Below are 26184 nucleotides of genomic sequence, written 5' to 3'. Positions count from 1 at the left end.
CGCTGCGCCATGCCCTGCCAGTCAGCCCCCGAGTTCGGACCGTGTCCGAATCAGCGCACAGAGTAACGTACCTGAAGCGTTGTTCAAGACCACCGTCCGGAGCGGCACCGGTCCGAGGCGGCGCGCGGCCGAATACTTGCGGCACCAGAACTTCCGGGCGGGAATCGAAGCTCGTCCCGCAGCGTTGACTTCGACTTAGCTTGAAGTTTGAGGATGGTGCTCGACCTCGAACCCGGTTGAAGGAGACTGTGACCATGACGATGAGCTGGGAGACCATGCGCTCCTTCGCCAGCGACGGTTCCGTGACCAGGCAACGCCTCTCCCCCGGCCTGGCCCGGCGCATCCTGCGCTACGCCAAGCCCTACACCCGCGACATCGTCCCCTTCCTGGCGCTGGTGGCGTTCGCGGCGGTGCTCGGCATCGTCAACCCGCTGCTGTTCAAGGCGATCATCGACGACGGGATCGTGCCGCAGAACATGTCGGTGGTCGTCTGGCTGGCGGTGGCGGTGGCGGGCGTCGCGCTCCTCGAAGCCGCGGCGTCGCTGCTGCAGCGCTGGTACTCCGCGCGGCTCGGCGAGGGGCTGATCTACGACCTGCGCTCGGAGGTGTTCGACCACGTGCAGCGGATGCCGGTGGCGTTCTTCGTGCGGGCGCAGACCGGCGCGCTGGTCAGCAGGCTCAACAACGACGTCATCGGCGCGCAGCGGGCGCTGACCAGCACCCTGTCGTCGGTGGTGTCAAACGTGCTGAGCCTGGTGCTGGTGCTGGCCACCATGTTCACCCTGTCCTGGCAGATCACCCTGATCGCGCTTGCGCTGCTGCCGCTGTTCCTGCTGCCGGTGCGGTGGATCGGGCGGCGGCTGCAGCGGGTCACCCGGGAGCAGATGAAGGTGGACGCCGAGATGAGCTCGCTGATGACCGAACGCTTCGGCGTCGCCGGGGCGATGCTGGCCAAGCTCTACGGCCGCGCCGACGAGGAGTCCGAGCGGTTCTCCCGTCGGGCGGCGCGGGTGCGCGACATGGGTGTGGTGTCGGCGATGTACAGCCGGGTGTTCTTCGTCGCGCTGACGCTGCTGGCGGCGCTGGCCACGGCGGTGGTCTACGGACTCGGCGGCGGGCTGGTGCTGGATGGGGCGTTCCAGCTCGGGACCCTGGTGGCGTTGGCGACGCTGCTCAGCCGCCTGTACGGGCCGCTGACCGCGCTGTCCAACGTGCACGTCGACGTGATGACGGCGCTGGTCAGCTTCGACCGGGTCTTCGAGGTGCTGGACCTGCGTCCGATGATCCAGGAAAAGCCGGGCAAGAAGCCGCTGCCGGCCGGGGCGTCCGATGTCGAGTTCGACGCGGTCTCGTTCCGCTACCCGGCCTCCAGCGAGGTTTCGCTGGCGTCGCTGGAATCGGTGGCGCGGCAGGACAACGCGCCCGCGCACGACGTGCTGCACGACATCTCGTTCCACGCCGCGCCGGGCCAGACGATCGCGCTGGTCGGCCACTCCGGCGCCGGTAAGACGACCATCACCAACCTGGCCGGGCGGCTCTACGACGTCGATTCCGGCGCGGTGCGCATCGGCGGCGTGGACGTCCGCGACACGTCGCTGGCCTCGCTGTACTCGACGGTCGGCGTGGTCACCCAGGACGCGCACCTGTTCCACGACTCGATCCGAGCCAACCTCGCCTTCGCCCGGCCCGACGCCACCGACGAGGAGCTGGTCGAGGCGCTGCGGACGGCGCAGCTGGGGCACCTCATCTCCTCGCTGCCGGGCGGGCTGGACACCGTCGTCGGCGACCGCGGCTACCGGCTCTCCGGTGGGGAGAAGCAGCGGCTGGCGATCGCCCGGTTGCTGCTGAAGGCGCCGCCGATCGTCGTGCTCGACGAGGCGACCGCGCACCTGGACTCGGAATCCGAAGCGGCCGTGCAGAAGGCGCTGAAGACGGCGCTCTCCGGGCGGACGGCGCTGGTCATCGCGCACCGGCTGGCCACGATCCGCGAGGCTGACCGGATCCTGGTGGTCTCCGAGGGACGCATCGCCGAGGAGGGCACGCACACCGAACTGCTGGCTCGCGGCGGCCTCTACACCGAGCTCTACCGCACCCAGTTCGCGCAGCAGGACGACGCCGACGAAGCCGCTTGAGTCAGCCCTTCTGCGGCGGGGCGGTGGTCAGGTCGCCTTCGGGGTCCAGGTGGGCGAGCACGGCGGCACAGAGCTCGTCGAGCTGACGCACCTGGGCCTCCGAGAGGCCGTCGAAGATCAGGTCGCGCACCTTGTCCACGTGCCCGGGGGCCGAGGCGACGAGCTTCTCGTAGCCGGCTTCGGTGAGCTCCGCGACGTTGCCACGGCCGTCGCCGCACGCGCGGTGGCGGCGCACCCACCCCTGCTGCTCCAGCCGGGCGACCACGTGCGACACCCGGGACGGCGAGGCGTTGGACCGGGCCGCGAGATCGCTCATCCGCAGCGCGCGTTCGGGGTCCTCGCTGAGCATCGCCAGCACCCAGTAGCCGAAGTGGGTCAACCCGGCGTCCCGCTGCAGCTGGGCGTCCAGCGCGGCCGGAACGACGGTCATCAGGGCGGCGAACTTCCGCCAGGCGCACTGCTGGGTGTCGGTCAGCCATCGCGGTTCGGTCACGCGAACAGCATACGCCGAGAGTATTTGAGCATTCAAATACCACGTGTGACCAGCACCGCCTGCCGGGAGGATATTAGCCGCCGCGGCCCGCACCCTCACCGCCGGACCAGCAGCTCTTCCGCGGTCCGGGTGTTGATCACGCGATCGGCGGGGATCCCACACTCCTCGGCCCGCGCGCACCCGTAGGACAGCCAGTCCAGCTGGCCGGGTGCGTGCGCGTCGGAATCGATGCTGAACAGGCAGCCGGTGTCGCGGGCCAGCCGGATCAGCTCCCGCGGCGGGTCGAGCCGGTCCGGGCGCGAGTTGATCTCGACCGCGACGCCGCTGTCCCGGCAGGCCTCGAACACCTCCACGGCGTCGAACGTTGACTGGGGCCGCTTCTTGTCGCCGATCAGGCGCCCGGTGCAGTGCCCCAGCACGTCGACGTGCGCGTTGGCCACCGCCGCGCACATCCGCCGCGTCATCGCCGGCGCCGCCATCCGCAGTTCGGAGTGCACGCTGGCCACCACGACATCCAGCTCCGCGAGCAGATCCTCGTCCTGGTCCAGCGCGCCGTCGGAGAGGATGTCGACCTCGATGCCGGTGAGGATGCGCAACGGCGCTAGTCGCTCGTTCAGCTCGGCGACCACGTCCAACTGCTGGCGCAGCCGCTCGGCGGACAGGCCGCGGGCCACGGTCAGCCGGGGCGAGTGGTCGGTGAGCACCATCCACTCGTGCCCGAGGGCCCGGGCGGTGGTGGCCATCTCGGCTATCGGGCTGCCGCCGTCGGACCAGTCGGAATGCGTGTGGCAGTCGCCGCGCAGCGCCTCGCGCAGCTGCTGCCCTTGCTCCAGAACGTCCACTTCGGACCGCAGGCGCGCCAGGTACTCCGGTGTCTCGCCGCGGTGCGCGGCCTCGATCACGGCGGCGGTGGTCCGGCCGATGCCCTCCAGCGCGGTCAGCCGGCCGGACACCACCCGTTCGTCCAGGTCCGGGAGGTCGTCGACGATCGCGGCGGCGCGGCGGAACGCCCGCACCCGGTAGGTCGGCGCACCCTCGCGCTCCAGCCAGAACGCGATTTCGCGCAGTGCCCGTGTCGCATCCACGTCGTCCTTGGTAGCCGCTGCCCGGTCGTCGCGCCACCGGCGATTCGCCCCAGGGGCTTGGCCCGGGGCGGATGCGCGGCGTTAGATGGCGGCCAGGAAACCGTTTTTCTCGACGAGGCGCGAGGTGCAGAGTGCAGCAGTACGAACTGGCGGTGCTGCCCGGCGACGGGATCGGCAACGAGGTCATGCCGGAAGCGTTGCGGGTGCTCGACGTGATCGGCGCGAAGTACGGCGTGCGGTTCGACTACCGGCATTTCGACTGGAGTTGCGAGACCTACCAGAGCACCGGGCGGATGATGCCCGCCGACGGGCTGGACCGGCTGCGCGACCACGACTCGATCCTGCTCGGCGCGGTCGGCTGGCCCGGCGTGCCCGACCACATCTCGCTGTGGGGGCTACTGCTGCCGATCCGGCGCAAGTTCGACCAGTACGTCAACCTGCGGCCGGTGCGGCTGCTGCCGGGCGTGACCCCGCCGGTCCGCGACAAGCAGCCCGGTGACATCGACTTCTGGGTGGTCCGGGAGAACACCGAGGGCGAATACTCCCAGCTCGGCGGCCGGCAGGGCGAGGGCACACCGAACGAGATGGTGCTGCAGACCGCCGCGTTCACCCGGCGCGGCACCGACCGCATCATGCGCTACGCCTTCGAGTTGGCCCGCAAGCTCGGCAAGCCGCACGTCACCTCGGCGACCAAGTCCAACGGCATCTACTACTCGATGCCGTACTGGGACGAGCGGTTCGCGGCCATTTCCGCCGAATACCCGGAGATCACCGTCGACCAGGACCACATCGACATCCTGTGCGCCCGGTTCGTGATGTCGCCGGAACGCTTCGACGTGGTGGTCGCCAGCAACCTGTTCGGCGACATCCTGTCCGACCTGGGGCCCGGCGTGACCGGCACGATCGGGGTGGCGCCGTCGGGCAACATAAACCCTGAGCGCACCTATCCGTCGACGTTCGAGCCGGTGCACGGCTCGGCGCCGGACATCGCGGGCCGGGGCATCGCCAACCCGATCGGCCAGATCTGGTCGGCGGCGATGATGCTGGACCACCTCGGCTTGCGAGAGGCGGGGGCGGACGTGGTCCGAGCCATCGAGCAGGTCCTGACCGATGGCTCGGCGCCGCGCACCCCGGACCTCGGCGGCAAGGCGACCACCAAGGACCTCGGCAAGGCCATCGCCACCGCGGTGCAGGGCTGAGATGTCGGTGATCCGACAGCAAGAAGAGGTTCCGCCACCCGCACCGCTACGCAAACCCCTTTGAAACGTCTTCTAGGATCCGGGCGGCGACTCCGAGGATGCGGCCTTCCTGCCCGGGGCGGCACGCCAGTTGGAGCCCCACCGGGAGTTCGCCGATGGTTCCAGCGGGGACTGAGACCGCCGGGATGCCCGCGACGTTCCAGGCCAGCGCGCACCCGGAAGCCACCGTCGGCCGGGCCCCGCCGACAGTTCCTTACCGAGCGCCCGCGCGCGTTCGTCCATGCCCCTGATCCCATTGCCCGGCTGGGGTTCCGGTCCGCCGCGGGTACCCGGCGAGGTCGACCTCCGGCGGCGGCGGCCGGAACTCGCCGGCGTTGACCGAAAATCGCAACAGCACCGAGCCCACGACCGGCGCCTGGGCCAGGTCGGCGACCAGGCCGCGCAACGGCCGTCGCTGGAGGAGCGTCACGACCGGAAGAATAAGTGCGTGCCGGACCGGGTCAGCAGGCCGCGCGCGACGATCTCCAGCACGACCAGGATCGCCACCGACTCCACCGCCAGCAGCGCCACCAGCACGTACAGCTGGACAATCCCGGCCTGGATCGGGGTGGCGCCGCCGAGCAGCATCCCGACGAACGCACCCGGCAAAGTTGAGTTCGGAGGTGGGTTGAACTGACGCAGAGACGCGCCGAAAGCGCTGGTTGCCAGCCAGGTAGCGTGGAGTGACTTCCAGTTCATCGGCGAGCCCGTCCTGAGTCAACGGCGAAAGTCGCGCACCTGCGCGCCCAGGACCGTCTTGAGGGGTTTCGCCACACATCAAGCGTCTTGTTAGGTACCCATACCTTCAGGTGGCATCGCTTCCAGGAGGCGATCACTTCCAGTTAGGTTCTTCGTGTCAGCCGCTCATATACGAGGCGAAGGCCATGAGCGAGGTCGTCCGGGAGCTCCGGAGTGGATCGCCGACTGACGTATCCGTCCCGTGGAACATCCCCGTACGCCTCGACGACACGGCGCGCAGGGCGCTCGCCGACCTCACTTCGGACGGGATGTCGGTCTCCGAAGCCGTGCGCACGGCGATCATCGAGACCAGTGCGCGTCACGCTGAGCAACGCGCCGGCGATGCAACCGACACCGAGGCAGAGACCTACGAAGAATGGGTCACCAGACAAGCGGCGGCTGCTCCCCCGCTCACCGAGGCCCAGGCATACGTGCTCGAGGCGGCGTTCCTCGAAGGGCACTTGGTCAGGTGGCCCGGCGAGACGGAGTCTTGAGACCTGATCCCTGGTGAAGCTCCACAGGTCGGGTCTCGTCCCATCAAGGAGATGCTCGTGAAACTTCGAATGAGTTCAGTTAGTTCTCGGCCTGGATGGGCGGCCCCTGCTACTCTCTGTCTTACTACATCCCCCACGCCTCTCCACGATGCGCGCTTGGGGGATTTTCTCTGCCCTGATCAGGAGGAGCGGCGATGCCCCGAACACAGCGGGCTCGCGGCACCCTCCACTACAACCAAGCCGCCGCTGCCCCTCGGCGAGCTCATCGATCGCCTCTCCGACCGTGGCTTGCAGGGTCCCGCCCCAGACAGGGCCACCCGATACCTACGCCCATCGGCTACTACCGGCTCTCAGCTGCGCTTGCGCTACTTCCCCCCCATCCTGCCGAGAATGTCATGTATCTGCTGTTGGCAGGTCAGCACCGTCTCGGCTCGTGTGAGGTGAGTCTGCCCTGGCAAGGTCGTTGAGCAGAATGCTGAGGACGCGTTCTTCGTACTCTGGGCTCGTTGCGGCGGATTCCGGGTTCCGTTGTTCATATCGCCACAGCGAGGCGCGCGGCAGTGTCGCGATCAACTGGGCCGCGATTGCTTGCCCCGTGGGGTCGTCGTCGGCGCGTACGCACAGGCGGGCACCGTTCACGGCAAGGCCGGCGAGCAGTTTGCGGACTGCTCCGCTTGGGACGCCGTTGGTGCAGATCAGCGGATGGGAACGGCTTGCCAGGGTGTCTACGGCTGCTGCGACGATGGTGGGGTTCTCGCAGACGTACACGTCGACTCGTGGGTCGGGTCCGCACTGGCTGTGGTCGAGGGCGAAGTCGCCGTTGAGGGAACGCCAGGTCAGCCAGACGGGTTCGCCGGTTTGGTTGGCTGCGGAGGTGATCGCGCAGGCCGGGGCGGAACCGGCTAGTCCCGGGCTAGTCCAGTTCTGCACGATCGCGGCCATGCTCAACCACACCGACATACCACTATCCGAGATCATCGCCTGGACACCACGGCTGCGTCGCCATGTCGATCAGCTTCTCGAACGAGATTTTGGACCGAACGCCCGAGCGGGCCTGCTCCAGGTCTCGGCGCACCTCGCGTTGCACATCGACTATTCGGACGCGCAGGTCCGGGGCAGCGCTACTCTCGCCGAGATCGACCAGCAGTACGAGGCGCTGATGGACGCAATTGACCAGGGTGCGCTCCAGCAGCATCTCGATGCGGCACCGCTGGTGGACCTCGACGGCGGCATGCGGCGCCTGCTCGAACTCAGCGACCTGCTACCCGAAGCGCTTGCTTACCCGATCGACACGTTCAGCACCGTCGTCGATCTCCTCGCGCCGAGCCTGCGTGATCATCCTCTGTACCGGAAGGTATGCGACGGGCTGGACGATGCCGTCAAGCGACAGGAGGGTGACGCCGCGGTCGGCGACAAGTGCCGACAGCGAGCTACCGTTGCAGAAGGCCGGCCGCCTGCTCGATGCCTTGCGCGAGTTTCACCAGGCCAAGGTCAACTGGTTCCACGGCGATACCCTCTACGGCGCGCTACGGGCGATGGCCAACATCGTGGACATCTACTGCTCCCTGGGCATGTACCTCGCCGCCAAGAAACACGCACTGGCCGTGGCCGTCATCGCGCGTGGCAGCCTGGATTCGTCCGATCGCGAGTTCGTCCCGATAGCGCTGTTCGCCGCGGCCAACCAAGACCACTTGGTCGGAGCGTGTGGTGGGTGGAGCAATAGTCAAGACCTGTGGATGAAGATCTTTTTTAGGCGGCGGTGGGTGGGGCGTGTTCGTCGGGGCGTTCGACGAGTTTGCCGCCCTCGAAGCGTGCTCCTGCGCGCACGAGCGCGACGAGTTGGGGTGCGTTGACCGCGCGCCAGCGTGTCTGCGCTGACTCGATCAGCTTGAAGGCCATCGCCAGCCCGGCCGCGCGAGAGCCTGGTCCCTTGGTGACTTTGCTGCGGTGCCGCACGGTCGCGAACGTGGATTCGATGGTTATCTTGAGTTCGGCGGATGATCATTGCTTTGGCCTGGGCGGTTGCGTCGTAGATGGTGTTGTCGACGCAACCGCCGGCGGTTGTCGGGGTGGGTTCAGCAGGGTCCGATCGTTACTGAAGTGCGATGCGGTTTGGCTGGAGGTGGGGGTGAATCGCCGGGGTCTCGCGAATGGGGTGATCGGCGGTGCTCACCGAGTGCACGGGCGAGTTGTCGGCGAAGCCGTTGGTTTTCTTCGGCGAGTTCGCGGTTTCGTTTGAGGGCGATGTCCAGTCGTGCCAGGGCAGATTCCTCCGAGGTGCGCTGACTTGCAGGAATCGGCGCTGCGGGAGCGCGCCGGGTTGCCTCCCGTAGGCGTTGGATTTCGGCCCGGATGTCGGGTTGGGCATAGAGCCAGGACCGGGACACCTCAGCTGCTGCGGCCACTGACTGGAAAGTGATCGGCGCGCCGGTGCGGTCGAGTTCGCGCGGTGCCTGGAGGGCCTTCGCTCGGGTCAATTCGCGGCGTCGCTGGGCCGCGGCGATGATCGGGGCGGTGTTGTCAGGACGCATCGGCTGACGTCTCCCTGCTGGTGTTGGCTTCGCCGTTCTCGAGGGTTGTGATGATCTTTGCGAGGTTGTCGGCGACCTGGCGATTCATCTCCACCATGCGGGTCTGGCCCCGCGCCTCGGCCGCGGTGATGATCTGCAACACCTGCTGCTGGTGGTGCCGGTGCTGGGGGAGGAACTCGGTGGTAGTGATGAACATCGGACAGGTTAGGCACGAGTTGGCATGCGGGCAGGTCTTGATCAGCGGCAGACTGCAGTAGCCGTTGGGCAAAGCCTGGGTGGCGCGGGAGATCCGCTGCTTGGCCCAGGACGCCTCGGCCAGCGGCCCGTCGGGGTCCAGGGTCACCGTCTCGCCGTTGGCGTTGACCTTGCGTGCGGCTTCCCAATGCCGGCGGATCGTCGTGTCCGACAGCCGGGCGTAGTGGCCTGTCATGAGGTGCGAGTCGTGATCGAGGATGCGGCGGACCACTTCCTGCGGCACGTCCCGGTTGATCAATCTGGTGCCCAGCGAGTGCCGCCACTGGTGGGGAGTGAGATGCACCGGGCGGCCGTGTTCGTCGCGGATGTCGCAGCGTTGCAGCCATCGGTGCAGGGCCTGCCGGTAGGTGGCGCTGTTGACAGGCTTGGAGCCGTCCGGATTGGTCAGGGGGCGGGGGAAGAGCACCGGGACACCGTCGGTCCAGCGGCCCAGGACGTGTTGCTGCTGCTCGCTGATCGACTGCTGGAGTTGTTCATCGATCGGGACCAGTGCCTCCCGGTTCATCTTGTGATTGTGGTAGCGCAGATAGGGTGCGCCCTCGGCATCTAGGACGACACAGTCAAACGGCAGCTTGAGCGCGTCGGAGACGCGCAAGCCACAGCGGATCAGGATGAGCGTGACCAGCCGGTAGGCCGGGTGGTCCCACTGGTCCAAATTGGACGGATGTTCTACCTGGACCATCACGTACTCGGCTACCGCGCGAGGCAGTTGTTCGCCGTGTTTCGGGTAGTCCTCGGGATAAAATGTCGCGGTCGTCGGCAGCGAGGAGTCCCAGCTGTGCTGGCGGATCGCGTTGAAGAACTGGTTGAACAGCCCGACGTGGGTGCGATGCGCCGGTCGGCCGGTGAACTCGACGTGCAGGTCGGCCAGGTACCGCTCCAGGACCGGTCGATCCACGCTGGCCAGGCTGTCAATGCTGATCTCGTGGGTGGCAAGGAATTGTGCGAACCGCGTGATCGCGGTGACACACCGGGCCGCGGCGGTGCTGCCCAGTCCTGTACTCAACCGCCACCGCACCCACCGCTTGGCTAACTCCTTCAACCACGGCTGGGCAATGGCATTGAATCGCAGGCGAGCGGGAGACCCGCCTCCGGTGGGCCGCCCGAGGCGCCGCAACCGCCACACATCCCGCCGATACTCGGTGTCCCATCCGTGGTCCTCGGCTAGATCCTCCAGCTTGCGCACCCCGTAGATAACCAGGGTCCGCGGTCCCGCGTCCTTCGGCGCCGGGCGACCAAACGCGGTCCGTAAGGTCTCCTCGTCCCAGTCCAGCAGCGAGGCGACCGGCAGGCCCGCCAACAGCCGCACCATGCGAGCGACCGTGGTGACCTGGGTCCGGACCAGCCGCTCGTCGCGGCGGCATTGCAGCACATACTGCACCTCCAGCTTCAGCTGCGGGGCCAGCGCGGCAAGGCTGACCTTGCATTCGCAGGCGGGCACCACACTGCTGGTGGGACTGTCGCTCAACGGGCCGGCGACCTGCTGGTCTGTGGTGGCGATGAACCGCGCGAGATCGGGCTTGCCCTCCCTGCGCCACCACCGCTGATGATGCCCGGGACACAATCCCTGGCTGCGCGCTGTCCGGACGCATCCGGGCACTGCGCATGCCGGACCACCGAACACCGGATCGCGAGGATCGAAAACGACAAGGTCGCTGCGGAACTCCGGGCGCACCGCGGCCATCAACTTCTCCAGCAGCCCGGGAGAGGCCGTGGCTTGCCGCTGCGCCTTGGCAATTTCGCGATTCATGGCGTCACCTGCCGCGCGTCGGGCGGAAGGGTGGCGGTCAGCTTGATCCGGACATGGTTGAACGCCGCCTGCGTGGTCAGCAACACCGATCCGCCGCTGAAGGTGACCTCGTGGGGCTCGGCAAGCCGCAGGGCGGACCGCCAATGCTCGAATGTCGCGCGGAGCTGCTCAGCTGGCGCGGGTCCGTTCACCTGCCCCACCACGAGGCTGCCGGAGGGCGCCAGCGTCCACGCGATGATCGGCAGATGTGGGTGGGCATCCAGGATCGCGGCCAGTTCGCCAGCTGCGCGGCGCTGCCATCCTGCGCGCTGGGCGTGGGTGATCTCGAACAGGCTCACCAGCTCACCTCACGCCCGGTGAACCAACCTGCGTTCTCCAACGCCCGCCGCGCGTCCTCGGCGGTCAAATGCCCGTAAACGGACATCGTGGTGGTCACCGAGGAATGGCCCAAGACCTTGGACACGACCTCGATGGGCACGCCGTCCCGCAGCATCCTGGTCGCCGCCGAATGCCGGCACCAGTGCGGATCGAAGTCGATCCCGGTGCGTCGCCGCAGCCGTTTCACCAGCTCGTAGACCGCCGGGTAGGACAACGCCTGCCCCCGTGGTTCGGCGAAAAGGTTCACGAACACGTAGTCCGAGTCCACATCGCCGTATTCGCCGTGCAGATAGTCACCCCACAGCCGGATCAGCTCCGTGGAGACCGGGACGGCGCGTTGCTCGCGTGATTTGGATCGGGCGCCGTTGTCGTTGACCCGGGGCACGATCACGATCTCCCGTTCCGCGGCGGCGATATCGGCATGCCGCAGGCCCAACGCCTCCCCGATCCGGCAGCCGGAATCCCACAACAAGGACCAAAGGAAGCGATCTCGCAGCCGGTCACAAGCATCCACAATGGACTGCATCTCAGTGACTGTCAGGATCCGGGGCAGCTTCTTCGGTGCTTTCACCGTGATCATCCGGCTCGGTTGGGGTTTGTCCTTGCTGATGTGGTGCAAAAACGGCTTCCACCCGCCCCGCCGACCGGGCACCTGCCACGTGGTCAACAGCTCACCGACATCCACGCCATGCCGCGCCTGATACGCATAAAACGCCGCCAGCGCCGAAAGCTTCCGGTTGATCGTGGACCCAGCCACATGCGGCTGGAGCGAGGGCAGCACGGCCACCTGGCCATCACGGCCGGTCGGCGGCAGCCGCAGCCAGGCGACGTACTCACCAATGTCCTCCAGGCGCACCTCCCGCCAGTCCAGGCCCCGATGCTCCAGGAAGACCCAGTAGTCCTTCAAATCATGCGCATACGCCTTGACCGTGTTCGGTGACCGCTCGATATCGGTCAGATAGGCCAGATAACGCTCGATCGGCTCGATCGGCTCGACCGGGGCGTCGTCATCGCCCAGGACCGTCCACGACGGCACCCGCGAGGCGGGCATCGCCACCCGTTGCACCTGCACCTGCTCCTCCAACGTGATCGACATGCTGGACGAGCCCGGAGATAACCATGTCCACCACGCCGACCGCAGCCCACGACAAACCCGTGGCACACATGGAAGACACACGCACGGAAGCTCCAGATAACAGGCTCTTGTGACTGATCCGTGGGTGATGTGAGCTGCTGTTTTAGGCCCGGAGACGGGGGCACGCCGTTGCTTCGTCTAGGTTTCTGGCTTGTCGAAGGTCAGGAACCGAGGGGACGGAGAACGGCGTGCCGAAGGCCAGTTTATGGCGTGCTCTGGTGGGCGTCGACAGGCGCACGGTGATCGAGGATGTGGAGTTCGACGAGGCCGCGGAACGGGTGATGGTGCACGTGCGCCCGCGCAAGGGCGGGCGCGGCCGTTGCGGCCGGTGTGGCCGCTGGTCCGGGCGGTATGACCGGGGCGAGGGACGGCGCCGGTGGCGGGCCCTGGACCTGGGCACCATCCAGGTCCATCTCGAGGCCGCCGCGCCGCGGGTGCGCTGCCGGGAGCACGGGCCCACCGTGGCGCGGCTGCCGTGGGCGCGTCATGGCGCCGGGCACACCTTGGCTTTCGACGACACGGTGGCGTGGCTGGCGGTGCGCTCCTCGAAATCGGCGGTATGCGAGCTGATGCGCATCGCCTGGCGCACCGTGGGTGCGATCGTGGCCCGGGTGTGGGCCGACGCCGAAACCCAGAGTGACCGGTTCGGTGGGTTGCGGCGGATCGGGATCGATGAGATCTCCTACAAGAAGCATCACCGCTATCTGACGGTGGTGGTGGACCACGACACCGGGCGGCTGGTGTGGGCCGCGCCGGGGCGCGATTCCGCGACGCTGAACCGGTTTTTCGACGCCCTCGGCGAGAGGCGCGCCGCGGAGATCACGCATGTGTCCGCCGATGCGGCCCAGTGGATCGCCGACACCGTCGCCCGCCGCGCCCCGAAGGCCATCCGCTGCGCCGACCCCTTCCACGTGGTCGCCTGGGCCACCGAAGCACTCGATGCCGAACGGCGACGGGCCTGGAACGACGCCCGCGCCCTGGCCCGCACCGAAGGCACACGCCGCCGGGGCCGCCCGGCCACCGACTCCCCGGCCCGTCCCGGGCACGAGAAAGCCAAGAAGCTCAAAAACTCCCGTTACGCGCTGTGGAAAAACCCCGAAGACCTCACCGAAAACCAGCAGGCGAAGCTGGCCTGGATCGCCACCACCGACCGCCGCCTGTACCGGGCCTACCTGCTCAAAGAAGGACTCCGGTACGTCTTCACCGCCAAAGGCGAGCAAGGCAAACAAGCCCTGGACCGCTGGACCTCCTGGGCACGGCGCTGCCAGATCCCCGTCTTCGTCGAGCTCGCCAAGAAGATCACCAAACACCGCGCCCCCATCGACGCCGCCCTCGAACACGGCCTCTCCCAAGGACTCATCGAATCCACCAACACCAAAATCCGCCTGCTCACCCGCATCGCCTTCGGATTCCGCAGCCCCCAAGCACTCATCGCTCTCGCCATGCTCGCCCTCGGCGGCCACCGACCCACCCTCCCCGGACGCGCCTAACCCACCCACGGAAGCAGCAGAAGAGCCAGATATTGATCCGGGTGGCAAATGTGTGATGTTAGGCGGCGTAGCGAACTTCGGGTTTGCCGAAGTAGGAGCGAACTCGGTCGGGCAGCTTCTGGAGCCGGTGGAGGAAGGAGCGGACCGCTTGTTTTAACTCGGCGCGGGTTTTGGGGGCTGTGCTGGTGGAAACGGTGCGTTTGAGGTCGGCATTGAGTAGCTCGTCGGGGTTGAGTTCGGGGCTGTATCCCGGCAGGAAGTGCATCGCGATCGCCTCAGCGTGCTTGGTGATCCATTGCTGGATAGTCTTGCGGCGGTGGACGGGGTGTCCGTCAACGATCAGGTGGACCTTGCGGTCCAGATGGCGGGTCAGCCGGTCCAGGAACGACAGGAACACCTTGCCGTTGAACGAGCCGGTGTAGACGGTGAAGTACAGCTCGCCTTTGTTCCCGATCGCGCACATCGCGTTCACGCTGAATCGTTTGCCCGTTTTGCCCACCACCGGTGTCTGGCCCGCCGGTGCCCAGGTGCGGGCTACGGTGGCGTCGGAGCGGATCCCGGTCTGGTCCAGCCACAGGATCAGTGCGCCCTCGCGGCGGGCGCGGGCGGCGATGGCCAGGTAGTCCTCCTCCAGCCATCGGCGTACGGACTCGGGGTCCTGTTCGTAGGCCTTGCGGATCGGTTTCTGCGGCGACAATCCCCAGGAACGCAGGTAGTTGCCGACGGTGCGCAGGTTCAACACGATGCCGTGGCGCACCCGGATCAGCTCGGCCACTGTCTTGCGGGTCCACACCAGGCCGGTCAGCCCGAACGTGGCCGGGGTGTGCTCGGCCACCGCATACCGCAGCTTGCGCTGCCGGCGGGCACTCAACGCTTTCTGCTCGCCGGGCTTGCGACCCCGGCGACGCCCGGTGAGACCCTTCGAGCCACGTTTCCGCCACGCCTGCACCCATCTGGACACCGACTGCGGGGCCACCGCGAACACCCGGGCCGCCTCGACCTGACTCATCCCACCATGAACAGCAGCGACCACCCTGCGCCGCAAATCCTCCTGCGCCTCAGGCGACAACCTCCGCGCGTCCCGCACACCAGCGATCATGCCAGAACAACGAAGATCACACCTATAAGTTCCCGATCAATAACAACGGGATTTATCGTGCGCAAATGCACCCAGTGCTGGGCGGGATAGTCGTAGAAGGCCAGCAGTTCGCCGAGATCGTCGGTGATCTTGGCGACGGCTTTGGGGAATTTCGCACCATAAGCGCCTTCGAACGCCTTCACCGCATCCAGGGCGTGCCGGCGGTCCTCGGCGTTCCAGATCTCGGCCAGGGCCTTCTTCGCCCCGGGATGCGCCGATTTCGGCAACGCGGCAAGCACATTGCCGATCTTGTGGAACCAGCAGCGCTGCTCCCGGGTGCTGGGGAAGACCTCGCGCAGCGCGTCCCAGAACCCCAGCGCTCCGTCGCCGACGGCCAGCACCGGCGCGCGCATGCCGCGGCGTTTGCAGTCGCGCAGCAGATCGGCCCAGGACTCGGTGGATTCGCGGTAGCCGTCGGCCAGCGCGACGAGTTCTTTGCGGCCGTCAGCACGCACGCCGATCACGACCAGCAGGCAGAGTTTGTGTTCTTCCAAGCGGATGTTGATATGGATGCCGTCCGCCCACAAATACACGTAGTCCACTTCGGACAGATTGCGTTCGGTGAACACGCGGTGTTCGGTCTTCCACTACTCGGTCAGTTTCGTGATCACTGCGGCGGATAATCCCTTGCTGCTGCCCAGGAACTGCCCGAGTGCGGGCACGAAGTCCCCGCTGGACAGGCCGTGCAGGTACAGCAGCGGCAGTACCTCGTGATCTTCGGGGTCTTGCGCGCCCACGGTGGCAGGATCGCGGAGGAAAACCGCATCCGCTCGCCGGTGGCCGGGTCGGTTCGCTTGTCGTTGACCCGTGGCGCGGTGACCTCCACGGCGCCAGCGCTGGTGAGGACTTCGCGGGGCTGGTGAGAGCCGTTGCGGACCACCAGCCGGTGGCCACGCTCGTCGCGGGCATCGGCGAACTGCGCGAGGTAGGCGTCTACCTCGGCCTGTAACGCCTCGGCCAGCATCCGGCGGGCACCCTCTCGCACGATCTCGTCGATCAACGACGCTGAATCCGTGGCAGAGCGGTCATCATCACGGGAGTCAGGGTCAGGGGCTACGCTGAGCATCGGGTCGTACCTTCCCGACCGACGCGGCAACGTCGGCCATGCTTGGAACCTTCATCCGATCACTGGGAAGGTACGCCCCTTCCCAGCCGATCCACAGGTTTCAAGCATTCCTCGTTCTCAGCGGGAAAGCCCTTTACGCAAAACCTGTTTGCCCGCGATCTTGGTGAACTCGTAGGACGCGCTCTGCTTGACATGCCCATACACCGGGCGCAGCAGTGAATCGATATCCACAAACGCCCGCTGGTCCGAGCCGGGCAGAAACTGCTGTTCGGGTTCGCGTCGAATTTCAGAGCTGGGCGCGGTAGGGGGTCGTGGTCGATACCTTGACGAGACCCGAGATCCTGGACGACGATCTGCGATCAGAGTCGCTGAACGCCCGGCAGGCCGTCCGGGTCCGGCGCCGGCGCCGGCCGAACGGCAAACCCGCCAGCATCGAAACGGTGCATTACCTGACCAACCTGCCACCGGCCACCGCCGGACCTGATGACCTGGCCAGACTCATCCGCGGGCACTGCGGCATCGAGGGAAGACTCCACCTCGTTCGTGACGTCGCCTTCAACGAGGACCACCACCGGGCCCGCACCGGCAACGCACCCCAGAACCTCGCCGTCTTACGCAACACCGCAATCACCCCGCACCGCCAAAACGGAGCCACCGGCATCCAACCCGCCCTCCGCGCCGGCAACCGCAAACCCGAACGACTCCTGAACCTACTACCCGAAACCACCTAAACCGGACAGGTTAACCTTGCACACGCCCTGGGTGCGCCCCAGTGGCCGGGCTCAAATGGGTGGCGGCCGTTAAACCATATGCAGCTGGCTTCTCCGGTCGGTTCGAGGTCAGCCGCTTGTGGATTTGGTTGCGTTCGACCAACGCGCAGTCGGGGGGACGCCACGCAGCCGTTCGTAGAGTTCCGGGCGGCGTAGTGAGAGGCCAGGCACCTCAGGCTTCGCGCGGGACGTACTCAGCGCGGCTCGGTCGAGAGTTACGGTGACGATCTCTTCGATGCTTCCGCTTCCCCGGGCCAGAGCTCCGTCATTGGCGCCGGTGGCCCGGTCGATCGGCCCGGCCACGAGTGCGGCCCCCGTGCCGTGGAGTGGCGCGTCCTTTGGCAGTCCGCTCGTCCCGACCAGTGGCGTGGTGACGACGTAGAGCTGGTTCTCCATCGCTCGTGCGTGTGCTCCGTACCGGACCCGGTTGGCGCCACGCCGGTTCCAGGTCAGTGATGGGGTCAGGATGAGATCCACGCCTTGTTCGGTTAGATACCGGGGGACTTCGGGGAACTCGATGTCCGCGCAGATCTGGATCGCCGCGGTGAAGGGTCCGATCCGGCTGATCAGGACGTCGTCACCGCCCACAGCGCCGAGCTCGTGCTCGGGTGGGGTCAAGTGCAACTTGTCCTGCATCTCGATCCGGCTGTCTGGGTGCGCGAGAATGGCGGTGTTGCGCAGGCTGCCATCCGCGGCGAACCGGTAGTGGCTGCCACCCAAGATCGTCACCTCACGACTGCGAGCAAGCTCCCGGAGCAATTCGACCAGGTCGTCGGTGACGGCCGGAAACACTGTGCGGTAATGCTTACCCACCGTCCGGGTGTGGACGGGCTCCCCGGGCACCGAGGCGAGCAGGCCGGTGGTGACCAGTTCGGGGAACACGACCAGCTCGGCTCCGGCGCTGACGGCCTTGTCGAGGAGCTCAGACAGATGCGCCGCGAAACCCTCCAATGTGGGCTCTGCCCGGAGTTCGAACTGGACGGCGGCCACGGTGAGCGTCGTCATGATGCTCCTGCAAGGTTCTCGATCGATGTGGCGATTTTCCGGCGGTCGACTTTGCCCGTGCTGTGGTTGACCGGCAGCGCCTCGACGGTCACGAACCGCGTCGGGACCTTGTAGCTGGCAAGCTGCGAACGGCACCATCCGGCCAGTTCCTCGGCGTCGACCCGCGCATCGGTCTCAGCGACCAGTACCGCGACGACGGCTTGGCCGTAGTCCGGGTCACTCACGCCGACCACAGCCGCATCGTGCACGTCGGGATGCGCACAGACGACTTGCTCGACCTCGGCCGGCGACACGTTGCTGCCTCCTCGGATGATCATGTCCGACAACCGGCCCTCGACGAACACGTACCCGTGCTCATCCACCCGCACGAGGTCACGGGTGCGGTACCAGCCGTCAGCTGTCGTGGCGTTCGCCGTCGCTTCCGGGTCACGCCAGTACCCGAGGAAGTGCGCAGGGCCTTGCCAGAGCGCCTCGCCGCTCGCGCCAGGCGGCACGTCCTGCCCGGTCGCCGGGTCGATGAGCCGCATGCGGGCGCCTGCCACCACCTTGCCTGCGGAGCCGGCAACCGGATGGGGGTCGTCGATCGGGTCGTAGGTCACCACGGGGAAGCATTCGGAGGCCGCGAAGACGTCGTGCACCGGACACGAGCTCAGAGTCGTCCACTCGGCGAAGACCTTCTCGTTGCGCGGTTCACCGCCGGAGATGCACAGCCGGAGCGAGGAGAGGTCGGGCTGGTCGGCCAGGCCCCGCAGGTGATCGACCATCTTCCGGAACGTGGTCGTCACGCCGGCCAGGAACGTCGCCCGGTCACTGGTGATGGCCTCGATGATGAGGGCGGGTTTCGTGCGCGCCAGTGGGAGCACTGTGCCGCCGACCGCGAGTGTCGCCATCGACGTGGTCACCAGTCCGAACGCCCATGCCATCGGCAAGCAGACGATCGTCCGGTCGTGCTGGTCGATGTGCCAGACCTGGGCATAGGCCGAAGCGGCTGCGAAGAGTCCGGCGTGGCTGTGCATCACCGCCTTCGGTCTGCTGGTGCTGCCCGAGGTGTAGCAGACCAGGGCGAGTTCCTCGGGCGTCGCGTCTTGGGTGCTGGCACGGCGGCAGGTCACCTCGGCGGGGAGGGCAGCGCGCACGTCGGCCACCGGGACGTCCGGACCCGCTGCAGCTGCCACGATGGCGAGCACCCGTTCCTCGGCCAGCACCAGTGCTGGCTCGCTGCTGTCCAGACAGTAGGTAAGGTCGGCCTGACCGGACGATGGGTACACCGTCACCAGTGTTCCCCCAGCAGCCCATACCGCGAACGCCGAGACCAAGTAGTCCGTGGAGTTGTCGGCGACGACGGCGACCCGATCGTGTGCGCGCAGGCCAGCCCGGCGGAGTTCTTCGGCGCGTCGATCGATTCGTGCTACGCAATTCCGGTACGTCGTAGTCTCGCCACCGTCGAGCACTGCGAGCGCGTCGGGTCGTTTGTCAGCCCATGCGCGCAGAGCGTTCAGAAACGGGGACGGCGATTCACTGGTCATGCTGCGTGCTGCCTCTTGAACATCACGACCCATTGTCCGTCCTGGCACACCTCGTCGTGCTGGTTGACGACCTGGACATCGAAGGTAACCACGCCGCGATCGGGCTTCGACGACGACGGCGTGGTCGTGGCCACTGCCTGGCGGACCGTGATCGTGTCCCCGGGGCGTACGGCGGCCTTGAGGTTCCACGTCATGCCCAGAAACGCAATCGCCGTTCCGTCCTTGATGCCTAGCCGCGACTCCAGTCCGGTGGCGACAGCAAATACGCCCGGTCCGTGGAAGATCCGGCCGCCGAACTGGGTACCGCGAGCGAACTCTTCGTCGGTGTGCAGCGGGTTGTAGTCACCCGACAGCCCGGCGAAAGTTGCCAGATCGGCTTCGGTGATCGTCCGTGAGGGCGTCGTCCACGACATTCCCACCTGGAAGTCGTCGAAATAGAGACCGCTCGCGGTCGTAGCCGATGCTTGTTCGACGGTCATCGTGCTTTTCCCACCTCCTCGGTGCGCCCCTCCCGTGGGAGCGTCGTCCCAACTGTGCCCGTACGTCTCGGCCACGAGCCACTGGCTGATACGCGAAGACAGCTCGCGAACGTCGGGAAAATTCCAAACCAGCGCGAAGCTTCCTTGGTGGCGGCAACCAGGCGCGGGAAACTCTTGTCAGTGGCTCCAATTGCGCGAAGATCCAAATGGGAGAGTTCCAATAGAGACCTGGGGCACCTCTGCCTAGTGTGCTGGACGAGTGCCCGTGCGGGCACTCCGCACGTAACCGTGGCAGGAGACCATGAAGATCTGCTTCCTGAATCCCTTTGGCACGGCGGCCTACGACGATCTCATCCGGGAAGTGCTGGAATCATCGCTGCGGCCGGACGCGCAGCTGACCGTCCGGCACCTCGAGGTGGTTCCCGAGAACATCGACTACTTCGCCGCCAAACACCTCGTCGAGGTGGAGATCATGAAGGCAGCCGTGCAGGCCGAGCACGACGGGTTTGATGCCTTCGTGATCGGCTGCTGCTATGACCCGGCGCTGACCCAGACACGCGAGATCGTCAACATCCCGGTCGTCGGGCCGCTGGAAGCGTCGGTCGCGCTGGCCCGTCCCTTCGGGCACCGGTTCGCGATCGTCACCGACCACCACAAAGCCGTCGGTGAGATCGAGGACCGGTTGCGCGTCTACGGCCAAGGCGCCAACTGCCGGACAGTGACGTCGATCGGCTGGTTCATCGACGACATGATCCTCGACACGGCGAAAGTCGCAGAGGATGCCTATGCGCACAGTATCGCCACGATGGAGGCGCACCGTGCGGAAACCGTGATCATCGGCTGCACCATCGTCTCCGCCTGCTACGAAAAGGCGGCCCGTACCGACGCCCGGCTTGCCAGTCTTTCGGTGGTCAATCCCAACGTGATCGCGGTCAAGCAAGCCGAAATCCTCGCCGACCTGGCAGCCCAGGGGCAGTACCGGATCAGCCGGGCCGCTTACTACCAGCCGCTGGCGGCCCACAGCCAGGCCCAGGCCAAGCAGCTTCAGTCCATCCTCAGCGTCTGACGCCCCGTTTCAAGGGAAGGTTGACCATGACAGATTCGATCGTTGTCGTCGGTGGCGGGCTTGTCGGGGCTTCCACCGCCTACTTTGCCGCACGCGAAGGACTGTCAGTCACTTTGCTGGAGCAACAGCACCGCGGGTACGGGGCGTCTGGCCGCAACCCCGGCTTCGTCTGGCTGCACTGCCGCAACCCCGGCTGGGCCCTCGACGTTTCGTTCGCCGGGCGAAAGCTGTACGACGAACTTGCCGCGGAGCTGCCGGTGCCCTTCGAGTTCCGGGCGGAGGGAGGCCTTGTTTACTTCACCGAGGAGCGCCAGGCGCCTGTCTTCGAGCAGTTCGTCGAGGCCCGGCGCCGCGACGGGCTGGATATGACGCTGATCGGGAACAAGGAGGTGCGCGACCTCGTCGGGCCGATCCGCCCGGACGTACTGGGCGCCAGCTTCTGCGCGAACGACGCCCAGATCAACACCCCGACCGTGGTCAACGCCCTGGTTGAGGGCGCTATCGCCCACGGTGTGAAGGTGGCGGAGGGCGTCACAGTCAACCGGCTGATCTACTCGCACGATGCGATCATCGGAGTAGAGACCACGCAGGGCAACTTCCTCGCCGACACGACCGTGATCGCCACCGGCGCCTGGACCGAGAAACTGCTCGCCGCGAGCAATGTCGAGGCACGCGTCGGTCGCGAGCGGCTCCAGGTCGTCGCGACCGAACCACTCCCCCAGTCCATCCAGCCGGTCGTCTACGGCCCGCAGACCGCCAAGCAGTACACGCTATTCCGGGATCTGCCAGCCTGGGACGAGGACGCGTTCAGCACCGAGGAGGAACGGCGCTCCGGAGCCTGGATGTTGACACTTGCGGCGCAACGGGCGAGCGGCGAAGTGCTGTTCGGGTGTCCGATGGACTACCCCGCCGATGTCGACATGTCCGCCTCGGTGTCAGGTTTGCGCAAGGTCCTGCAGTACATCGAGCAGGACTTCCCCTCTCTGGCCGGCACGGCGCTGGACCGCTTCTGGGCCGGTGTCCTGCCCTTTACCAGCGACATGGTGCCCATTGTCGACACCGTGCTGCCCGGTCTCTTCGTCGCCGCCGGACATGTCTTCGGTAACTCGTCGGGACCGATGACCGGCAAACTGATCAGCCAGATGCTTCTGGGCCGAACCCCGGAGATTGACATGACGGAAGTCCGCTACGGTCGTGAGCTGGATCCGATCATCCCGGGGCAGATCGTGCGCTGGTGAGCCCGCGCTCGGTTCGGGCCCCTCGCCTTCGGGCGAGGGGCCCGAAATGGTTGCTAACTAATGGAAATAGTATGGCTCCCGCGCACCGCTTGGCACGCGGGAGCCGCCGAAGCTCGACTCAGCGAGGCTTGATCATGACATGCTTAAGCCGCGTGTAGTCGTCCAGCGAATGCGTGGACAGTTCCTTGCCATAGCCGGACATCCCGAATCCGCAGAAGGGCATCTCGGGCACAGTGGTCAGGTGCTGGTTGACCCAGACAGTGCCGAAGCCGAGGTCGGCGGTGAACCGGTGCGCTCGCTCCAAGTCACGGGTCCAGACGCTAGCGGACAGGCCGTAGCGGACATCATTGGCAAGCCGGAGCATCTCGGTGTCATCGGACGCGCGCTGGATGGTGACGACCGGCCCGAAAACCTCCTTCTGCACGATCTCCGCGTCCTGCGCCACGTCGGTGATCACCGCCCGGCGCGTAGAAGTACCCCGGCTTGCCCAGCCGTTCGCCACCACAACGGACCGTCGCTCCGGCTTTCCGCGCACGATCAACGAATTCCGCCACCCGGTTCAGCTGCCGCTCGGAGACAAGTGGACCGAGTTCGGTCCGCTCGTCCGCGGGCGCGCCCACTACCAGCCCCGAGGCGGCTTGCACGTAACTGTCGACGAACTGGTCGTAAACGGCATCAGCCACGATGAGCCGGCACGGGGCAGTGCAGTCCTGGCCCGCATTGACGAACCCGACCGCGGCTAGATCCTGTGCCACCGCTGCGGCGTCAACGTCGTCGCAGACAAGGACGGGCGCCTTTCCACCCAGCTCAAGATGCACCCGCTTGAGCCCCTGTGCCGCAGTGGCCGCGACCTTAATCCCGGTGCTGACGTCACCCCGGTCAGCGAGACCATCGCGACGGCCGGGTGGCTCACCAATGCCTCGCCGGTTCGCCCGTCACCTACGACGACGTTGAGCACACCGGCAGGCAGGACTCGTTGCGCGAGTTGCTCGAGCCGGATTGTGGTCAGCGGGGTGAGCTCTGAGGGCTTGAGCACCATCGTGTTGCCCGCGGCCAACGCGGGGGCGATCTTCCAGACCGCTTCGAGCAGCGGGTAGTTCCACGGCGCGATCAGCCCGACCACGCCCACCGGCTCCCGGCGAACGTAAGAGGTGCTGCCTGGGCTGTACTCACCGGCTGCGGCCGTGTGCGACACCCGCGCCGCGCCGGCGTAGAACCGCAGCACGTCGATGACCACGGGCACCTCTTCGCGAGCTGCCGAGATCGGCTTGCCGACAGTGAGCGACTCCAGGCCAACGAGTTCCTCCGAGTGACGTTCGAGTTCATCGGCGAGAGCCAGCAACACACTCGCCCGCTCGTGCGGCATGGCCGCGCGCCACGTCGGCAACGCGGCTTCCGCCGCTCGCACGGCTCGGTCCACGTCGTCAGCCGAGGCCAGGGCCGTCTCAGCGATGACCGTCTCGTCTGCAGGATTGACCAGCTCCAACACCGACCGGTCATCATCAGTGCGGCGGGTACCTGGCGCACTGATCGCGTCGTGTTCAAATGCCGGGCTGTTCATCAGGCACCTCCCTGGATCAGTTCCGCCGCCTTCGAACCGACCATGACCACGGTCATATTCGGGTTCACCCGGACAAGTTCCGGGAAGACAGAGGCATCCGCGACGCGAAGCCCCTGCACACCCCGGACGCGCAGAGCGGAATCGACGACCGCCGATGCGTCGTCTGACGCACCCATCTTCGCCGTGCAGCTCGGGTGATAGACCGTGTTGGAATACTTGCGGGCGTACTGGCCGAGCTCCTCATCGGACTGCAGTTCCGGCCCCGGGGAGACTTCTCGCACCACCCAGTCCTTCAACGCAGTGGTCTCTACGCACCTCCGTGCGAGGCGAATCCCCTCAACCAGGACCTGCTCGTCCTGGTTGTCGGGGTCGGTGAAGTAGGCCGGGTCGACGATCGGCTTGTCGGCGGAATCGGCCGAGGCGAGTCGCACGGTCCCCCGGCTGGCCGGACGCGCCACGTTGGGCGCAAAGGTGAAGGCCGACTCCGGTCGCGGAAGCTCGTCGAACGGTGGCGCCCACAGCCAGTACGAAAAGTGCCCGATTGTGGCTTGCAGGTCGAACGACTCGTGGTTGTTGACAGCGGCGTAAACCCCGAGGTCGGGGCCGTTGATGCTTTCTCCGGCGTCGCGCGTGCTTTCCCACGTCACGGGCGTCTCGATGTGGTCCTGCAGGTTCGAGTCGACCCCGGGCAGGTCCACTTCAACAGCGATGCCGTGCTCCCGCAGGTGCGCGGCGGGGCCGATGCCCGACAGCATCAGCAGCTTCGGGGTATCGATCGCACCGGCACTGAGGATGATCTCCTGTCGAGCCCGGATGACCCCGCGGTCGGTTTCGACTGAGACCGCTCGCCCCTTGTCGAACGTGATCCTGCGAGCCTTGGTTTCCAGCTTGAGAGTCAGGTTCGCGGGCAGCTCGTTCAGCGGGTACAGGTAGGCGACCGCGCTGGAGACTCGTACGCCGTCATCTTCGTTGAGCGAAACCCACGAGATGCCCTCACGGTAGTCGCCCTTGGTGCTGTCGACCTGAGCGAGGCCGATCTGAGCTGCTGCCTCAATCCAGGCCTGGGACAGCTCGGAGTTCCGCGACACCGGGTGCACCCGCATCTCGGTGAAAACCCGCTCGAAGTGCGAGTCGGTACCGGCGGCGTCCCATCCGCGCGCGCCGAGTTCGCTCCAACGATCCATGTCCTCCGCAGGAGCGCGCAGGGCCCATGCATCGTTGTGGGAACTACAACCACCCAGCATCTTGGCCCGGCTGATGCGCAACTTGGAATTCCCGCGAGCCTGGGGTGCGATCGGGTAGTCGTAGTTGTAGGTTTCGTCGCCCACAAGCGCAAGCGACTCCTTCAGCAGCAGCACCTTCGGATCGTGCTCGTAGGCCGGTCCGGCCTCGACGAGGCACACCTCGACGCCCGGATCGTCGGCGAGACGGCGCGCCAGCACCGCTCCGGCGCTGCCCCCGCCCACGATGACGTAGTCGAACTGTTCCTGACTCACACTTCCTGCCTTCCGATTCGCGCGTAAACATCGGGCCGACGCTTCTTCAGCACGACCGCCGTCACGATTCCGGCGACGAAGACCCCGTAAGAGACCGCGAGGATCGAGTCCGCTAGCAGCCGGGAACCGCTGATGAGCGTCGGGAAATGAAGCATTCCGAGCACTACGCCGGTGCCGAGCGCGAGGAGGGCGACTGCCGGCGCGACCGTGCTACGGAAGAATGAGACGGCATGCTCACGATGCCGCCGGAAATAGACCAGGATGGCCAGGCTCGTCACGGCCATCGCGAGCATGATCGTGAACGCCGCCGAACCCGCGAACCAGGCGTAGATCTGTTCCGCGCTGAGCCCGAGCAGGATCAAAGCCGCAGTGCCGGAGAACATGACCACGCTCGTCGCAATGGAGGAACGATGGGGCGAACGGTGGCGTTCGTGTGCGACGCCCAGCCAACGTGGCATGATCCCGTCCTTGGCCAGTGAGTAGACGTAGCGTGTGGCAACGTTCTGAATGGCCAGGTGCGCAGCGAAGATGCTCGTGAGCAGCAGCACTGAGGTCACGTCAACGAATGTGGTGCCCACGTACTTCTCGGCGATCGAGAAGAACGCGCCCGCGGGATTCTCAGCAGATTCTGCGATGGCGTTCGTCGCTCCCAGGCCGGTGATCACCGCCCACGCCGCGATCGCGTAAAACACCCCGATGCAACCAACAGTGATGAACGTGGCGCGGGGGTCGTCTTCTCCGGATTGACGGTCTCCTCGCGATAGATGGCGATGGCTTCGAATCCGGTGAACAACGCGATCGTGAACACCAGCGCGATCCCCAACTGTCCCGAAGTGAGGGCATCCAACGTGAACGGAGTCCCGCTGACACCTTCGGGACCGCCGCCACCCACGACAACCCCATCGAAAACCAGCACCACGACGACCTCGGCGAAAAGCAGGATCCCCAGGACTTTCGCGGAGATGTCAACTCGCAGATACCCGAAGACACCCACCACTGCCCAGCACACGAGGGCGTACAACCACCACGGCAACTCCGGCCCGCCCATCCTGACAATGAACTCCGCGATGGAAATCCCGGCGAATCCGTAGAACCCGACACCGATCATGATGTACGACAG

Annotated in this window: 25 protein-coding genes and 4 pseudogenes; 8 read left to right on the top strand and 21 right to left on the bottom strand. The window is 66.4% G+C overall.

All coding sequences use genetic code 11. The features are described 5' to 3' along the window. Positions 1 to 254 precede the first annotated feature (254 nt). Complete coding sequence (locus DL519_RS04855; protein WP_190813066.1) at positions 255 to 2132, top strand: ABC transporter ATP-binding protein; 1878 nt, start codon at positions 255 to 257, stop codon at positions 2130 to 2132. 1 nt (position 2133) lies between these two features. On the opposite strand, the gene DL519_RS04850 is transcribed toward DL519_RS04855, so the two are convergent. Together DL519_RS04850 and DL519_RS04845 are read right to left on the bottom strand one after the other, a co-directional pair. After that, on the bottom strand, positions 2134 to 2625 hold the full coding sequence (locus DL519_RS04850; RefSeq protein ID WP_190813065.1) for a MarR family winged helix-turn-helix transcriptional regulator: 492 nt from the start codon (positions 2623 to 2625) through the stop codon (positions 2134 to 2136). A gap of 95 nt (positions 2626 to 2720) precedes the next feature. Continuing rightward, positions 2721 to 3710: a PHP domain-containing protein gene (locus tag DL519_RS04845; RefSeq protein ID WP_190813064.1), complete on the bottom strand. Its 990-nt coding sequence runs from the start codon at positions 3708 to 3710 to the stop codon at positions 2721 to 2723. A gap of 131 nt (positions 3711 to 3841) precedes the next feature. Between DL519_RS04845 and DL519_RS04840 the strand changes: the two genes are divergently transcribed. After that, positions 3842 to 4909, top strand: a complete 1068-nt coding sequence (locus DL519_RS04840; RefSeq protein ID WP_190813063.1) for a tartrate dehydrogenase — start codon at positions 3842 to 3844, stop codon at positions 4907 to 4909. A 253-nt stretch (positions 4910 to 5162) separates the two neighbouring features. Here DL519_RS04840 and DL519_RS04830 read toward each other — a convergent pair whose 3' ends face one another. Both DL519_RS04830 and DL519_RS04825 read right to left on the bottom strand, forming a co-directional pair. Further along, a complete protein-coding gene (locus DL519_RS04830; RefSeq protein WP_190813061.1) occupies positions 5163 to 5378 on the bottom strand; it encodes a hypothetical protein in 216 nt (71 codons plus the stop codon). Further along, positions 5375 to 5560, bottom strand: a pseudogene (locus DL519_RS04825) (ABC transporter permease); the annotation flags it as partial. The gene DL519_RS04830 and the pseudogene DL519_RS04825, both read right to left, overlap by 4 nt. A gap of 272 nt (positions 5561 to 5832) precedes the next feature. On the opposite strand from DL519_RS04825, the gene DL519_RS04820 reads away from it, so the two are divergent. Continuing rightward, positions 5833 to 6180: a hypothetical protein gene (locus DL519_RS04820; protein ID WP_190813060.1), complete on the top strand. Its 348-nt coding sequence runs from the start codon at positions 5833 to 5835 to the stop codon at positions 6178 to 6180. A 393-nt stretch (positions 6181 to 6573) separates the two neighbouring features. Here DL519_RS04820 and DL519_RS04815 read toward each other — a convergent pair whose 3' ends face one another. Further along, the gene (locus tag DL519_RS04815) at positions 6574 to 7122 is read right to left on the bottom strand and encodes a DUF2399 domain-containing protein (RefSeq protein ID WP_190813059.1); all 549 of its coding nucleotides are present in this window, start codon (positions 7120 to 7122) and stop codon (positions 6574 to 6576) included. On the opposite strand from DL519_RS04815, the gene DL519_RS45635 reads away from it, so the two are divergent. Then, positions 7121 to 7903: a hypothetical protein gene (locus DL519_RS45635; protein WP_223838444.1), complete on the top strand. Its 783-nt coding sequence runs from the start codon at positions 7121 to 7123 to the stop codon at positions 7901 to 7903. The two genes, DL519_RS04815 and DL519_RS45635, sit on opposite strands and share 2 nt — an antisense overlap. A gap of 26 nt (positions 7904 to 7929) precedes the next feature. Here the strand turns inward: DL519_RS45635 and DL519_RS04800 are convergent. From DL519_RS04800 to DL519_RS04785, 5 genes and pseudogenes are all read right to left on the bottom strand, one after another. Continuing rightward, a pseudogene (locus DL519_RS04800) lies at positions 7930 to 8157 on the bottom strand (IS256 family transposase); the annotation flags it as partial. A gap of 98 nt (positions 8158 to 8255) precedes the next feature. After that, positions 8256 to 8711, bottom strand: coding sequence for a DUF6262 family protein (locus DL519_RS45630; protein WP_223838443.1), 456 nt, complete (start codon positions 8709 to 8711; stop codon positions 8256 to 8258). Further along, positions 8701 to 10716: a tyrosine-type recombinase/integrase gene (locus DL519_RS04795; protein ID WP_223838442.1), complete on the bottom strand. Its 2016-nt coding sequence runs from the start codon at positions 10714 to 10716 to the stop codon at positions 8701 to 8703. The genes DL519_RS45630 and DL519_RS04795 overlap by 11 nt, the downstream gene beginning before the upstream one ends. After that, a complete protein-coding gene (locus tag DL519_RS04790) occupies positions 10713 to 11054 on the bottom strand; it encodes a hypothetical protein (RefSeq protein WP_190813056.1) in 342 nt (113 codons plus the stop codon). The genes DL519_RS04795 and DL519_RS04790 overlap by 4 nt, the downstream gene beginning before the upstream one ends. After that, the gene (locus DL519_RS04785) at positions 11051 to 12190 is read right to left on the bottom strand and encodes a site-specific integrase (protein ID WP_223838441.1); all 1140 of its coding nucleotides are present in this window, start codon (positions 12188 to 12190) and stop codon (positions 11051 to 11053) included. The genes DL519_RS04790 and DL519_RS04785 overlap by 4 nt, the downstream gene beginning before the upstream one ends. 227 nt (positions 12191 to 12417) lie before the next feature. Here DL519_RS04785 and DL519_RS04780 point away from each other — a divergent pair, with 227 nt between their 5' ends. Next, on the top strand, positions 12418 to 13719 hold the full coding sequence (locus DL519_RS04780; protein WP_190813055.1) for an ISL3 family transposase: 1302 nt from the start codon (positions 12418 to 12420) through the stop codon (positions 13717 to 13719). 58 nt (positions 13720 to 13777) lie between these two features. Here the strand turns inward: DL519_RS04780 and DL519_RS04775 are convergent, their stop codons facing one another. Both DL519_RS04775 and DL519_RS04770 read right to left on the bottom strand, forming a co-directional pair. After that, positions 13778 to 14818, bottom strand: coding sequence for an IS630 family transposase (locus tag DL519_RS04775; RefSeq protein ID WP_190812640.1), 1041 nt, complete (start codon positions 14816 to 14818; stop codon positions 13778 to 13780). A gap of 44 nt (positions 14819 to 14862) precedes the next feature. Continuing rightward, positions 14863 to 15923, bottom strand: a pseudogene (locus DL519_RS04770) (IS256 family transposase); the annotation flags it as partial. Positions 15924 to 16246: 323 nt separating this feature from the next. On the opposite strand from DL519_RS04770, the gene DL519_RS49670 reads away from it, so the two are divergent. Next, on the top strand, positions 16247 to 16654 hold the full coding sequence (locus tag DL519_RS49670; RefSeq protein ID WP_190824595.1) for a transposase: 408 nt from the start codon (positions 16247 to 16249) through the stop codon (positions 16652 to 16654). A gap of 108 nt (positions 16655 to 16762) precedes the next feature. On the opposite strand, the gene DL519_RS04755 is transcribed toward DL519_RS49670, so the two are convergent. The 3 genes from DL519_RS04755 to DL519_RS04745 are packed head-to-tail and all read right to left on the bottom strand — an operon-like array spanning position 16763 to position 19703. Continuing rightward, positions 16763 to 17698, bottom strand: a complete 936-nt coding sequence (locus tag DL519_RS04755; protein ID WP_190813054.1) for a nitrilase-related carbon-nitrogen hydrolase — start codon at positions 17696 to 17698, stop codon at positions 16763 to 16765. Continuing rightward, the gene (locus tag DL519_RS04750) at positions 17695 to 19224 is read right to left on the bottom strand and encodes a class I adenylate-forming enzyme family protein (protein ID WP_190813053.1); all 1530 of its coding nucleotides are present in this window, start codon (positions 19222 to 19224) and stop codon (positions 17695 to 17697) included. Before DL519_RS04750 ends, DL519_RS04755 begins: the two co-directional genes overlap by 4 nt. Beyond that, a complete protein-coding gene (locus tag DL519_RS04745) occupies positions 19221 to 19703 on the bottom strand; it encodes a MaoC/PaaZ C-terminal domain-containing protein (RefSeq protein ID WP_190813052.1) in 483 nt (160 codons plus the stop codon). Before DL519_RS04745 ends, DL519_RS04750 begins: the two co-directional genes overlap by 4 nt. A 301-nt stretch (positions 19704 to 20004) precedes the next feature. Between DL519_RS04745 and DL519_RS04740 the strand changes: the two genes are divergently transcribed. After that, positions 20005 to 20769, top strand: coding sequence for an aspartate/glutamate racemase family protein (locus tag DL519_RS04740; protein WP_190813051.1), 765 nt, complete (start codon positions 20005 to 20007; stop codon positions 20767 to 20769). Positions 20770 to 20795: 26 nt separating this feature from the next. Then, positions 20796 to 22007, top strand: a complete 1212-nt coding sequence (locus DL519_RS04735) for an NAD(P)/FAD-dependent oxidoreductase (RefSeq protein ID WP_190813050.1) — start codon at positions 20796 to 20798, stop codon at positions 22005 to 22007. A gap of 118 nt (positions 22008 to 22125) precedes the next feature. On the opposite strand, the gene DL519_RS48380 is transcribed toward DL519_RS04735, so the two are convergent. The 6 genes and pseudogenes from DL519_RS48380 to DL519_RS45620 form a co-directional block, all read right to left on the bottom strand. Next, positions 22126 to 22509, bottom strand: a complete 384-nt coding sequence (locus DL519_RS48380) for an aldehyde dehydrogenase family protein (protein WP_263399576.1) — start codon at positions 22507 to 22509, stop codon at positions 22126 to 22128. A gap of 43 nt (positions 22510 to 22552) precedes the next feature. Continuing rightward, positions 22553 to 22825: pseudogene (locus DL519_RS48375) on the bottom strand (aldehyde dehydrogenase family protein); the annotation flags it as partial. Next, on the bottom strand, positions 22747 to 23568 hold the full coding sequence (locus tag DL519_RS48370) for an aldehyde dehydrogenase family protein (RefSeq protein ID WP_263399575.1): 822 nt from the start codon (positions 23566 to 23568) through the stop codon (positions 22747 to 22749). The pseudogene DL519_RS48375 and the gene DL519_RS48370, both read right to left, overlap by 79 nt. Then, the gene (locus DL519_RS04725) at positions 23568 to 25064 is read right to left on the bottom strand and encodes a GMC family oxidoreductase (protein WP_190813049.1); all 1497 of its coding nucleotides are present in this window, start codon (positions 25062 to 25064) and stop codon (positions 23568 to 23570) included. The genes DL519_RS48370 and DL519_RS04725 overlap by 1 nt, the downstream gene beginning before the upstream one ends. After that, positions 25061 to 25756, bottom strand: a complete 696-nt coding sequence (locus DL519_RS04720; RefSeq protein ID WP_263399574.1) for an amino acid permease — start codon at positions 25754 to 25756, stop codon at positions 25061 to 25063. Before DL519_RS04720 ends, DL519_RS04725 begins: the two co-directional genes overlap by 4 nt. Beyond that, positions 25726 to 26172, bottom strand: a complete 447-nt coding sequence (locus DL519_RS45620; protein ID WP_223838440.1) for an APC family permease — start codon at positions 26170 to 26172, stop codon at positions 25726 to 25728. The genes DL519_RS04720 and DL519_RS45620 overlap by 31 nt, the downstream gene beginning before the upstream one ends. Between the last annotated feature and the right edge of the window lie 12 nt (positions 26173 to 26184).

The organism is Saccharopolyspora pogona, from assembly GCF_014697215.1.
Taxonomy (GTDB): Bacteria; Actinomycetota; Actinomycetes; order Mycobacteriales; family Pseudonocardiaceae; genus Saccharopolyspora; species Saccharopolyspora hattusasensis.
This window is presented reverse-complemented; position numbering and strand designations above follow the sequence as displayed.